The 12,563-nt window shown below is 46.4% G+C and carries 11 protein-coding genes; 5 read left to right on the top strand and 6 right to left on the bottom strand.

The window, feature by feature from the left end:
- Nucleotides 1-13: 13 nt before the first annotated feature.
- Together rlmB and RH949_RS15005 are read left to right on the top strand one after the other, a co-directional pair.
- The gene (rlmB, locus tag RH949_RS15010) at nucleotides 14-1,000 is read left to right on the top strand and encodes a 23S rRNA (guanosine(2251)-2'-O)-methyltransferase RlmB (RefSeq protein ID WP_446354168.1); all 987 of its coding nucleotides are present in this window, start codon (nucleotides 14-16) and stop codon (nucleotides 998-1,000) included.
- 73 nt (nucleotides 1,001-1,073) lie between these two features.
- On the top strand, nucleotides 1,074-1,361 hold the full coding sequence (locus RH949_RS15005; RefSeq protein ID WP_446354166.1) for a DUF1816 domain-containing protein: 288 nt from the start codon (nucleotides 1,074-1,076) through the stop codon (nucleotides 1,359-1,361).
- A gap of 112 nt (nucleotides 1,362-1,473) precedes the next feature.
- On the opposite strand, the gene RH949_RS15000 is transcribed toward RH949_RS15005, so the two are convergent.
- Nucleotides 1,474-2,343, bottom strand: coding sequence for an alpha/beta fold hydrolase (locus RH949_RS15000; RefSeq protein WP_446354221.1), 870 nt, complete (start codon nucleotides 2,341-2,343; stop codon nucleotides 1,474-1,476).
- 94 nt (nucleotides 2,344-2,437) lie between these two features.
- Here RH949_RS15000 and RH949_RS14995 point away from each other — a divergent pair, with 94 nt between their 5' ends.
- Nucleotides 2,438-2,632, top strand: a complete 195-nt coding sequence (locus RH949_RS14995; protein WP_006102340.1) for a hypothetical protein — start codon at nucleotides 2,438-2,440, stop codon at nucleotides 2,630-2,632.
- 91 nt (nucleotides 2,633-2,723) lie between these two features.
- Here the strand turns inward: RH949_RS14995 and RH949_RS14990 are convergent, their stop codons facing one another.
- The 5 genes from RH949_RS14990 to pheT form a co-directional block, all read right to left on the bottom strand.
- Nucleotides 2,724-3,800, bottom strand: a complete 1,077-nt coding sequence (locus RH949_RS14990) for a calcium/sodium antiporter (RefSeq protein WP_446354164.1) — start codon at nucleotides 3,798-3,800, stop codon at nucleotides 2,724-2,726.
- A 305-nt stretch (nucleotides 3,801-4,105) separates the two neighbouring features.
- Nucleotides 4,106-4,882 (bottom strand): nickel pincer cofactor biosynthesis protein LarB, encoded by a 777-nt coding sequence (gene larB, locus RH949_RS14985; RefSeq protein WP_006102191.1) that lies wholly within the window; start codon nucleotides 4,880-4,882, stop codon nucleotides 4,106-4,108.
- A 120-nt stretch (nucleotides 4,883-5,002) separates the two neighbouring features.
- Nucleotides 5,003-6,016 carry a GAF domain-containing protein gene (locus tag RH949_RS14980; protein WP_006102212.1) on the bottom strand — a complete coding sequence of 338 codons (1,014 nt, stop codon included), beginning with the start codon at nucleotides 6,014-6,016 and terminating at the stop codon, nucleotides 5,003-5,005.
- Nucleotides 6,017-6,575: 559 nt separating this feature from the next.
- Nucleotides 6,576-6,845 carry a YciI family protein gene (locus tag RH949_RS14975; protein WP_446354161.1) on the bottom strand — a complete coding sequence of 90 codons (270 nt, stop codon included), beginning with the start codon at nucleotides 6,843-6,845 and terminating at the stop codon, nucleotides 6,576-6,578.
- A 42-nt stretch (nucleotides 6,846-6,887) separates the two neighbouring features.
- Complete coding sequence (gene pheT / locus RH949_RS14970; RefSeq protein ID WP_446354159.1) at nucleotides 6,888-9,338, bottom strand: phenylalanine--tRNA ligase subunit beta; 2,451 nt, start codon at nucleotides 9,336-9,338, stop codon at nucleotides 6,888-6,890.
- Nucleotides 9,339-10,059: 721 nt separating this feature from the next.
- Between pheT and RH949_RS14965 the strand changes: the two genes are divergently transcribed.
- Both RH949_RS14965 and RH949_RS14960 read left to right on the top strand, forming a co-directional pair.
- Nucleotides 10,060-11,700 carry a serine/threonine-protein kinase gene (locus RH949_RS14965; protein ID WP_006102275.1) on the top strand — a complete coding sequence of 547 codons (1,641 nt, stop codon included), beginning with the start codon at nucleotides 10,060-10,062 and terminating at the stop codon, nucleotides 11,698-11,700.
- 126 nt (nucleotides 11,701-11,826) lie between these two features.
- On the top strand, nucleotides 11,827-12,411 hold the full coding sequence (locus tag RH949_RS14960; protein ID WP_006102172.1) for an endonuclease dU: 585 nt from the start codon (nucleotides 11,827-11,829) through the stop codon (nucleotides 12,409-12,411).
- The last annotated feature ends 152 nt before the right edge of the window (nucleotides 12,412-12,563 follow it).

The following is a 12,563-nucleotide window of genomic DNA, read 5'->3' as shown; positions in this document are numbered from 1 at the left end:
ATTTAATTAAATTATGGCTAATCAAGATCGCCGCTCTAACACCTCTAGCAAGCCAAAGCGAGGGAAGTTTCAACGTGACCAACGCCGTCCCTCCTCTAAAGGTAAATTCTCCAGGGATCAACGCTCCCCGGATAAACCTGTTCTAAAACGTCGCTATGATCCCCAACCGTCGCCGCCAGAACCAACGGAATCTGAGTCCACTTTGTCAGAAGATGTTGACTTACTTTATGGACGCCACCCTGTCCTAGCCGCCCTGGAAAATCAACGTCAGCTTAATCGGGTGTGGATTCTACCGCAGTTACGCTACGATCACCGCTTTCACTCATTACTGCTGCAAGCTAAAGCCAATGGTACAGTGATTGATGAAGTCGATTCGCGACGCCTCAGCCAAGTTACTCAAGGGGCTAATCATCAAGGTGTGGCGGCTCAAGTAGCACCTTACTCTTACAAAGAATTAGGGGATTTAATTAAAGCTGCCAAATCCACCAGTCAATACCCTGTGATCGTCGTTTGTGATGGGATTACTGATCCCCACAATTTAGGTGCTATTATTCGTACTGCGGAAGCCTTGGGCGCTCAAGGTTTAGTGATTCCCCAACGACGAGCCGTAGGCGTTACTTCCACCGTGCTGAAAGTAGCAGCAGGCGCATTAGAAACCTTGCCCATTGCCAGAGTGGTCAATCTTAGTCGTGCATTGGAGGAACTGAAAACCGCTGGGTTTTGGATTTATGGGACTTGTGCTGACGCTGGTAAACTACTACACACCGTTGACTTAAATGGATCGATAGTATTAGTTATTGGTTCAGAAGGTAGTGGTCTAAGCCTCTTGACTCAACGCTGCTGTGATGTGTTGGTTTCGATTCCCTTGTATGGCAAGACTCCTAGCCTTAACGCTTCTGTTGCCGCCGCCATGACGTTGTATGAAACCTATCGTCAGCGTTGGGTCAATCCCCTGTATCTTGATGATCTCAGCAAAAATTCTTGGAAAAAGGAAACGTAAAGTAGTATAACAAAATGTAAACAACTGGAAATTAACAAGACCACATAGCATCCCATCGACGTAGGTAATGAACATGAAAGAAGTTTTGATCAACAGTCTCCAATTTTTAGGCTTGGCGTTTTGGGTAGAAATTGTCACAGATGATCCCCAATGCACTTACTATTTCGGTCCATTCTCCAGCAAACAGGAAGCCGAATCCGCTCAAGGGGGATATATTGAAGATTTAGAAAATGAAGGCGCTCAAGGGATTTCTGTAAATGTCATGCGCTGCAAACCGACTAACCTGACAATTTTTGATGAAGAATCAGAAGAGTTCAAGGTTAGTGCGAAAATACCAGTGTTCAGTGGAAACCTTTCCTAGAACGTCGTGTCAGGTGTTGGGAAGCTGGGGGAGCTGGGGAAGCTGGGGAAGCTGAGGAAGCTGGGGAAGCTGGGGGAGAAATATATACCCGATCCCTTTTTTAAGGTTCTTTTCACCCCTTGAGATCAACAACTTGAGGGTGGCGTTGAATCCAATCATCAATATCACGGAGTACCTGATTGGGAATTTCCCACGGAAACAGGTGAGCTGTATGAGGATAACAACGCCACTCAGATTCTTGTAGGTGTTGAGCCGTTTCTTGACTCGATTGAGCGGTAATGTGGCGATCCGCTTCTCCCGCTAATACCAGACAGGGACATAGAATTTGTTCTAGGTCAGCCAGTCTATTGTATCTTGCTTTCAATGCTTGGTTAAGGGCATCAGTCGCCGCCTTAGAGGTTTGGAGATAAGCGACTAAGGCTTCCTGTGCTAAATACTGGTAAGCCGTTGCACTATGGTTTTGGATGAGATAGCGATAGAGCGATCGCTTGCCAAAGGTTTCAATATTCCACCGCCATCCTGGAGAGACGCGATTCAAGATAGAAGCGATCCCAGTATAGAGATTATCCTGCCACGCGATCGCAGGATGGTTTCCTCTAGGTCGCGCGGCTGTGGCGATCAAAATTAAACCACTCACTCTCTCAGGTAGCCTTAGCGCTAATTCCATAGCGAGAATTCCCCCTAGAGACCAGCCAAGAACCAAACAACGATTGATCTGAAAACGATTCAGTACCCGTTCTAAATCTATCAGATGGTCGTTCATCTCAAACGCTTCTACTGTACGACTGCGACCATATCCTCGCAAGTCAGGAGACAAGGTTTGGAATCGTTGAGATAGGTAGTCGGTAAAAACCGACATACAAAGCCCCGATCCCGGATGACCGTGCAGGCAGAGAATTGGAAAGCCTTGACCTTGACAGTAAACATTAAGTTGAACAGGTTGCGAAATTTTACCTATCAACAATTCTGTAAACTCCTCCACAAATGTTCTTGAAAAATCCGTAAAAATGCTGTTTACGATCAGCATTGTGGCGGATGACAATTGATATAACGATTGATTAAGTTCGATTCCAGTTATGTCTTCACAATTACATCAATTCCAATCCTCCAAATTGACCCAAACTCAAAAAGCCTTCCTTAAATTACAATACCAGACTGCACACTTAGCTACAGATGATAAGTTCGAGGAATGGCTAATGACCATAGAAGAACAGTGGACACCGGAAATCGCGGCTTGTCTTCAAGGTAAATTCCCGGATTGGCGCAGCTAGTGCAGTGCGGCGGGCGGCGGTGCAGGGTAGAGACGCGCCATGGCGCGTCTGGGAGCAGAGGAGATCAGCTCAACACTTCTCCCGTTAAGTATCAAGTTTTGCGGAAGGAACGAATCGCCAGAATAAGCAGTGTTATGAGAGTCAACGGCATAACAAACAGGAGCATGATCGTGCTAAATTCCTCCAACGCATCATGTTCAGTGGCGTTAAGAAACAAATACATCGTATAAGCAACATAGTATGCCAGAAATAGAATTCCCTCCCAGCGAGCAATACAATAGCCAGTAAAGAAAATTGGCAAGCAAGCGACAGCAACAGCAATCATGACCGGAATGTCAAAATTTAAAGCAGGCATTGATACAGCGATGCCGTCAGGCGCAACAATACTGCACACCCCCAATACCAATAGGAGATTAAAAATATTACTGCCAACAGCATTTCCAACGGCAATATCCCGTTCCCCTCGAATACCCGCAGCAACTGACGTGGCAATTTCTGGTAGCGAAGTTCCAGCAGCAACAATGGTTAAACCAATAATCAATTCGCTAATTCCAAGCGCTTGGGCGATATCGACAGAACCTTGAATAAGGTAGTTTGACCCCACTACCAACATTCCTATACCGACAAGAATTAAGCCTAGGTTGAGTAAGATCTGATATATCCCTCGGCGAGAGCGCTGATTACTGCTTTCTGAGGAGTCTTCTTGGGCTTGGCTTTCCCTACGTCCTTGGTAGAGGGTAAATAGAGTGTAAGCGATCGCTCCCATAACCAAGAAAATCCCATCCCCCCGACTCAGTTTACCATCCCACCCCATTAACCACACCAGCAACGATACTCCAGTCATTACAGGCGCATCAAGTCGCACCAACTGTCGCGAGACAATCAGCGGAGCAACGGCGGCGGAACTGCCTAGAATTAGCAAAATATTGGCAATGTTGCTGCCAACAACGTTACCAATGGCAATGTCTGCTTGTCCCGCGTAGCTAGACTGTACAGATACGGCTAATTCCGGAGCGCTGGTGCCATAGGCAACAACCGTTAATCCGACAACTAGGGGTGAAAGTCCAGCCGCTACAGCTAATTTGGATGCTCCTCGTACCAGAATTTCGGCTCCGGCGATCAACAAAACAAAGCCGCTAATCAATAATAATATAGTGATGGCATCCATCAGAGTTTATCCGGTGTGGGAACAGATCACAGGGTATGGGTTGATGACGTTAATGTCAAAGTTAGGCTCAGCTAGCGATACCTCTACTGATCAGAATAACCTACTATCAAACTCTATTTTGGAAAACCTATTCAAGACTTTAATTAGGATAAGCTAAACTTTAGTGTTCAAGGAATTAGTTTGAAATTTTCCTTAATTAAGATTTAGGTTTATTGGTGCAAGTTTTTACTCAAAGCCTTAATTGTAACAGTAAACGCATTTTTTTGTTCCCTGTTCCCTGTTCCCTGTTCCCTGTTCCCTGTTCACTATTCCCTCAATAACTTCTGCGCCGTCCGCAGAATTTGACCCGCTAGAATTGCCGCACCAAAACCGTTATCAATATTCACAACACCTACTCCTGGCGCACAAGAATTAAGCATGGTTAAAAGAGGAGCAAGTCCGCCAAAACTTGCACCGTAGCCGATGCTCGTAGGAACTGCAATAACTGGAGAATCAGCTAAACCCGCAACAACGCTAGGTAACGCTCCTTCCATCCCGGCTACGACAATCAGCACATTGGCTTCAGCAATAACCTGTTGATGACTCAGCAAGCGGTGGAGTCCCGCTACACCCACATCCCAGAGACGCTGTACCTGAAATCCACACAGTTGAGCCGTCACTGCTGCTTCTTCAGCAACCCATAAGTCAGAGGTTCCTGCACAAATAATCCCTATCGTTCCTGGAAAATTGGATGGAATCGTTTCCGGCGCGATCGCACAAATCCGGGCAGTGGGATAATAGTGGATATCAGGGACTGTAACTTGGAGTTGGGCAAACACATCAGGATCAATGCGAGTTGCCATCACCACTGAATTACGTTGTCGCATTGCTGCCATAATTTGAGCAATTTGGTCAGGTGTTTTACCTAAACCCCATATTACCTCTGGGAAACCTGTTCTCAAGGTGCGATGATGGTCAACTTTAGCAAAGTTACTAACGGACTCAAAGGGAAAATGTTTCAGTTTATCTAAAGCAACTGCCGGACTTGTTTCGCCAGCAGCCACTGATTCGAGCAAAGTTTTTATGGCTTGAGGTTGAGTCATGATTTATTCAACTATTAAAGTGTTATTATTTTTTTAAAACAACCATAAAGCTGGGGTTAATGATGATTTGAGGCTGTATTTACATAGATTGTTTTAACCCATAGCGATTTTTTATTATAGTCAAATTACGCGGAGTGCCCCGATGATAACAAACCGACCGTAAAGTTTAGTTCGGTTTCCATAAACTTCCACATTAATCAAACTCCTATCTTTACGCTGTCCTTTGAATCGACAGTACAGATTCTTAGTTTGACCCTGAATGCAGCTATAGATTTGTTGTTCAACAAACTTACGATTGTCTAAACATACGAGTTCAAGAACCGATTCTAATGAGATCAGTTCTCCAAAAGTATAGCCAAAAGTTTCGGCTAATCTGGGATTAACGTATAGAAAATTCCCTTCCCCAAACAGGATATACATGCCAATTCTGGAAAATTCTTTCTCGCTGAAGGATTGAGTTACACTTTGACGAGATTGAGCGGTTGTTTTCTGTTGAGCCTGCTTTAATTCTAAGTCCAGTTCTTGCTGCTGACGTTCATGATAGAGTCGAGCATTGTCAAGCACCAATGCCATGGATTCTGCTGTGATTTGCATTAGATGAGCCGATTCCGGGCTAAAATGTCCGGGTTGGGAGTGAGTTAATGTGAGAATTCCTAAGACTTCTTTACCCATTAAAATCGGAACGCCAAGGGCGGAGCGAACGGTGTAAGGTTGATTGGGTAAGGTCAACCAACGCTCGTCCTCGATCGTATCAGTAATGAGTCCAAGTTTGCGGTGACGATAAACCCAACCCGCTAACCCTTTATCCAATACTTGACCAATCAGCCGTTGCTTTTGTCCTCGTAGCGTCGCACCACGAGCTAGAATACTTTCGGTGACAACGCCATGGGCATCAAGTAAGAACAAACTACTGGATTCCGCACGAGTTAGCTTAGTGCCAATGGTCACAATTTGTTGCAACATTGCTCTAACCATCAGTGTCCCCCTCGCCGCTTGCAAGGTTGTGGCAAAGGTTCTCATGAGCTGATGTTGGGCATCAAACGCCATTTTAGTCATTTTCAGTTTAATCACTTGTCGGCGTAGTAATGCCACTTCTGCCATGAGTTGTTCGTAGGACTTGTTGCGATCGCTCATTTGTACCTCTATCCATTCAATGCACCTGCACTCAAATCCTGTAAGACTTCCCCCTCTGCTAGGGAGAAAGCCATAAGACAGACTCACTCCCTTGGTTTGGGGTGGAATTGAGGGTGTTCTCTAACCTTTACCAGAATTTGCTTAATCTCCCCAATAATGAGTTTAGGCGAGTTGTTGCTTACTCTGGTCAAGTTTGTCATTTTTTTGTTCAGCTTTCCATGGGTTGCAGATGAAGTCCCGATCAACCCATGAACAAATGTAAAGCAAAGCGATCTTGATACAACCTTATGTCCTGAAACTTGTGGGTTGAGCCATGGAGCCTGCTAAGGAAAGCGCATATACTAAGTTTTAAGTGAGGATGTCAACCGATAGAACAATGGAAAATCCTAGCAGAAACTGCTGTCAAAGATTTTATGGGTTTTCTGGACTCACGTCGCGGCTAAGTAGGTTGGTGGAAATCAACTTAACTAGATCAAGTTATGTAAACAAGCCTCAAACCCTTACTGTTCCCTGTTCCCTAATCTCCACCGCTAACTTTAATTGTGTCCACCTACTTACCCTAAAATGCCTGAATCCATTCTTTCACATCGTACTCTGTCCAAATTCCATTTTGCCAATAGGGATCAGCCTCAATCGATTGGCGCACGGTGGCTTCATCTTCAGCTTCATAAATACCAAACACTTTGGTCAAGTCTTTGGTTGGACCAATCGTGATTAATACGCCTGATTCTTTTTGCTGAGTTAAACCATCCAGATGTGCTTGGCGATGAGGAGCGCGTTTTTCTAATACGTCCTCACAGTAGCTTCCCCACATTACGTATTTGGGCATAACAAGTCAACTGTGAACAAATGACAAATGACAAATGACAACTTAACTTCTCAGGCTAACACCAAATTTTTCTAATAAGGCGTCTCGAACCTTCTGGTGGGCGGATTCCACTTCTTTGTCCTTCAGCGTGCGATCGCCTGCGCGATAGATCAGCCGGAAAGCCAGACTACGCTGTCCTTCTGGCACTCGTTCCCCGCGATATTCATCAAATAATTGCACCGATTCCAATAGGCTTCCGGCGGCTTGTTGAGTGGTGCGTTGAATGTCGGCGACTGAGACAGTATCGGGTACAAAGAAGGCAATATCTCTGTCGGCGGCTGGAAACGTCGAGTAGACGGAAAATCTCGGCGTCAAGTTTTCATCTTGGACAAGAGCATTTAACATGACATCTAGGTCTAACTCAAACCCATAGATTTCATCGGGTAAACTCAATTCTGCTCGAAGTTGGGGATGGAGTTGCCCAAATCTGCCCAAGCGATCGCCTTGTATCCATAAGGAAGCGGTACGCCCTGGATGCAGGCGCGAATCCTGGCGATCGGGTTGGTATTCCACGGTTAATCCTAAGCGTTCAAACAAGCTTTCGATGATTCCCTTCGCTTCATACCAACTCATCGGCGCATCTTGTCCGCCTCTCGTCCATTTCCCCCGGCTGGGATCACCACCCAAAATTCCCGCCACGCGATCGCCCTCAGCAAATCCGTCTTCGTCGCGCCAGAAAATTCGCCCGATTTCAAACCCGTTTAATACGCCATTCCCTTGTTCGAGGTTGTACTGGGCGACTTCGATTAATCCTGAGAGTAAATCCGTCCGCAGGGTAGAATATTCCACAAATAGAGGATTTGATAGGCTAATTTGCTCCCCTTTCTCTTCCGGTTTAACCAGAGAATATTGCAGCAATTCCGTTAATCCCGCCGCACGGAAGGTTTCCCGAATCTTGCGGATTAACACCTGGTCAATCGATAGATAACCCGGTTCAGTTTTCGGGGGTAAATCTTCACAAAACTTATCATAGCCGTAGAGACGGGCAACTTCTTCAATCAGGTCGATTTCCCGTTCTAAGTCTCGGTAGCGGTAAGGGGGAACGGTGACAATCCATTTCATCGCCTCGTCGGATTCCACGGACTCCAGTTGACATCCCAACGCCGTGAGAATGCGTTCAACATCATCGGGCTGAATGTCTCCAATCTCATCCCCCAAATCCACTGGACCTAATACCTGATTCACCCGTTCTAGGCGTAACTCAATCGAGCGCACCCAACTCTCTGGATCAGGGCGGGTATCGGCTACTTCTTGGACAATCGGCTTACCCTGGGCGAGTTCCTGGATTAACGCGATCGCTCGTTTAGCCGCGATGCCTAATTCCGCTTGATTGACGCCCCGTTCGTAACGGGTGGATGCTTCCGTGCGTAAGCTTTGAGAGCGGGCGGAACGACGAATGGCGACGGGTTCAAACAGGGCGGCTTCTAGAACCAAATTCTCTGTTCCCTCATGGACTTCGGTTTCCTCACCACCCATCACTCCTCCCAGCGCTACAGGGCGATCATTGGCGGTAATTAGGAGAGTTTGGGATTGAAGGGTGCGGGATTGACCATCTAAAGTGGTTAATGATTCCTCTCCCTTAGCAAAACGAACCCCAATGCTTAAAGATGTGTCACCTGCTACTTGTTGTAAGCGATCGCGGTCAAAGGCGTGGAGCGGCTGACCCCATTCCAACAGAATATAGTTGGTAATATCCACAACATTATTAATTGGTCGCACCCCGGCGGCTTGTAAACGCTGTTTTAACCAGGTTGGCGATGGTTGAATTTTCACGCCTTCAATCACGGTACCGATATAAGCAGGACAAGCTTTCGGGTCAGAAATTTTCAACGTCAACCCACCCGTACCTTGAGGAATCGTCAACTCTGGCGTTTTTGGCAGGTTCAAAGATGCACCTGTCAGGGCGGCGACTTCACGAGCCACTCCAACCATACTCAACGCATCCGCCCGATTCGCCGTTGCGGTCAAATCCAGGATCACATCCGTAAGTCCCAGGAGAGGACGAGCATCACTTCCCACTTGTAGCGTCTGTGCCTCAAAGATGTGAATTCCTTCCGACTCTTTTTCCAAGCCAACTTCTGCCAAGGAACAAATCATCCCTTCCGAACGCACTCCCCGCAGTTTCGAGGAGCGAATTTTCAAATCAACCGTGGGCAGGTAAGTGCCTACCGTTGCTACAGGGACATAAGCCTCTGCCCGGACATTAGCCGCGCCACAGACAATGGTGACTGGCTCATTGGCGTCTCCAATATCAACTTGAGTGACTCTCAGCTTATCGGCATTAGGGTGGGGTTGAACATCCATAACCTTCCCCACAACTACGCCATCGGCTAACTCTCGCTGATCCTCAATATCCTCGACCTCAAATCCAGCATTGGTGAGAATTTCCGCAATTTCTTGGGGAGCTAGGGTCACATCCACCAGTTCCCGCAGCCAATTTAAAGAGATACGCATTAATTTCTTGCTTTTACCGACCTCAGCTTAGATGCAGTTCCGTTACTGTTGATCTCACTATACCCGATTTGTTATTCGTCATTTGTCATTCGTCAGGGAACAGGCAATAGGCAATAGGCAATAGGCAATAGGCAATAGGCAATAGGCAATAGGCAATAGGCAATAAGCTGTTCGGCATTTAAACCTTAATATCAATAACGGCAAAAGCCTTGTAGTGCGAGCATCTTGCTCGCTACTAATACCCAATTTAAATGCATGACAGCTTAGGCAATAGGCAACACCTCGACTTACCTCGACTTCGCTCGGTAACACGCTCGGTGTGTCTTATGCAATAGGGTAATGGGTTATAGAAATTTTGTCTCCCAGCTCCCCCAGCTCCCCCAGCTCCCAGACGTGCCATGGCACGTCTCTACATTGCTTCCCCGGCTTGCCACACTTTACCAATTCTTCACAAACAGAAGACAATCTTTATCAAGACTTTATCCAAAAAAGACTCAAATCAGTGCGTTATTTGGGCATCTGTGCCTAAACGACAGGGTAAATTAAGATATCCTGTAGATAGATAAGATTGCTTACCAAGGCTTACCAAAGCGAGGGTGCATTCGGCGGTGCGTTTCCCACTAAAGTCAACTATAGATCTTAATAGATAAGCCGGGTGCTTCGATCACAATTGAGAAAGCTTTCGTCCTAGCCCGGACAAACGCCCCATTGGTGATGCTGAATGAGCTACTGCCTAAATCCTGACTGTCCTCAGCCCAAAAATCCGCTGCACGTCACTAGCTGTCAGGCGTGTGGTCATCCTATTATGTTGCGAAATCGCTATCGTGTGCTAAAAACCCTAGGTCAAGGCGGATTTGGCGCTACGTTTTTAGCCAGAGATGAGTCTCTTCCTGGCAATCCCAGTTGCGTCATTAAACAACTTCGTCCCGCAACAACCACATCACAGGTTCTGGAAATGGCTCAAAAGCTATTTGAGCGAGAAGCCAGAACCCTCGGCAAGATTGGCAATCATCCGCAAGTTCCCCGACTGTTGGATTTTTTTCAAGACAATCAGCAGTTTTATTTGGTACAGGAGTATATTAGTGGACTCACGTTACAGCAAGAAATTAGACAATGTGGTCCCCTCTCAGAAGCCGGAGTCAAGCAATTTCTGAGTGAAGTTCTCCCCCTGATTAAATATATCCATAGCCAAGAGGTGATCCACCGGGATATCAAACCGGCTAATTTAATTCGACGAGAGCAAGACCGAAAACTGGTCTTGATTGACTTTGGTGCGGTTAAAGATGAAGTCAACCAAGCCGCCGTTGCCAGTACCTCTGATCAAACCGCCTTGACAAATTTTGCCATTGGGACTCCCGGTTTTGCTCCGCCGGAACAAATGGCATTGCGACCCGTTTATGCCAGTGATATTTATGCTCTCGGCGTAACTAGCGTGTATTTACTCACCGGAAAATCGCCAAAAGATTTAGATTACAATCCCTCAACCGGTGAAATGGTCTGGCGTAAATCTGTGCAAGTCAGCGATCATTTTGCGACTGTGTTGAAAAAAATGCTGGAGGCTTCTGTTCGTCATCGCTATCAAACGGCAGAAGAGATTCTCAGAGCGCTAGACTTAGAACCTTATTTTGATAGTTTGGTTCAAGGAATGGCAATGCCGACCTCTGGGCTATCGAATACAAATACAAATGGCAATTCCACCGAAGTTCAAGAGGTAGACTCACCCAGTTCTCCTTCCTCTCCTTCATCGGCGACCCAGAAGTTAGCGGCGGCGATTCGTAAGCGTCGTGAACGGCGGGAACGTAGTCGTCCGGGTTCTCCCAACACCATGGGTAATAGTAATCCCCGCAGTCAATTTATATCTAGGTCAGTGACAGAAATTCATACAGGGAATATACCATCGAGCCAAAGTTTTGCTACCAGTAGACCAAAAAAACTTGATGCTAATGGTGTGTTAACGGCATATATGAAAGGTCGGAGAGATTTTGCTTCCCATGATTTAAGTGGGTTGGATTTACAAAAATCGGATTTATCTGGCGGGATTTTTTACCAGTCCAAGTTAACTCGCATTAATTTACAAGGTGCTGATTTATCCAGTGCTGATTTTGGTCAGGCAAGCTTAACTCGGGCAAATTTGCGAGATGCCAATTTAGGACGGGCTTATTTGAGCAATTCGGATTTAGAGGGGGCAGATTTACGCGGGGCAGATTTAAGTTTTGCTTATCTGAATCATGCCAATCTTAAGGGGGCAAATCTCTGTGGCGCGAATCTTGCCAATGCCAAAATTACGGAGGAACAGTTAGCTTTAGCTAAAACGAATTGGGCAACAATTATGCCGAATGGCAAGCGAGGTCTTTGGTCATAGTCATTTGTCATTTGTCATTTGTCATTTGTCCTTTGTCCTTTGTCCTTTGTCATTCCTAATAAGTAGTCGGACAAAAGAAAACGGCAGTACCCGTACAATTGATATTGGTTGGCTCAATGGCACTCTATGGAACTTGATGATCTTGTGCGACTCAATCGCGTCATTCGCGTCATTGGCTTTGACGACGCACCGTTTTCTCGTCATGCCAGCGCCAACGTGTCCATTGCGGGAGTGGTTTGTGCAGGAACGCGCTTTGAGGGGATGGTTTGGGGAGAGGTGGAACGAGATGGCTGGGATGCGACGGATAGGATTGTTCAGCTATTAGTTGGGCGGAAGTTTTTACCTCAACTGCATGTTTTACTGCTGGATGGTATTGGTTTTGGTGGCTTTAATTTGATAGACTTGCCCCAGCTTTGCGATCGCCTGAGTCTTCCCTGTGTGTCTCTGATGCGGCGTATGCCTAATGTAGAAGCAGTCAAACAGGCAATTCATCGATTACCTCAACCTGAACAGCGTCTCCATCTCCTCCAACGCGCTGGAACCATTCATTCTTATCCCCCTTTCTTTTTTCAGGTTTGTGGTGCGAATCCCCAAGTTATCGCATCGGTTCTAGAGCGCGTAACGGATTGTGGCAAAGTTCCTGAAGCGTTGCGTTTAGCTCATCTAATCGGTGCGGCTGTGGTTAAGGGCGAAAGTAGCAGTTCGGCTTAGGATTAATTGGGTAAGCTGTCATGCATTTAAATTGGGTATTAGTAGCGAGCAAGATGCAAAGCCTGCGGCATGGCTTCGCTAAAGCCTGCGGCATGGCTTCGCTAAACGCACTACAAGGCTTTCGCCATTACTAATATTAAGGTTTAAATGCC

The sequence above is a fragment of the Coleofasciculus sp. A1-SPW-01 genome, assembly GCF_040217205.1.
Lineage (GTDB): Bacteria > Cyanobacteriota > Cyanobacteriia > Cyanobacteriales > Coleofasciculaceae > Coleofasciculus > Coleofasciculus chthonoplastes_A.
Note: the sequence above shows the minus strand (reverse complement) of the source record. Positions and strands in the feature narration are given on the sequence as shown.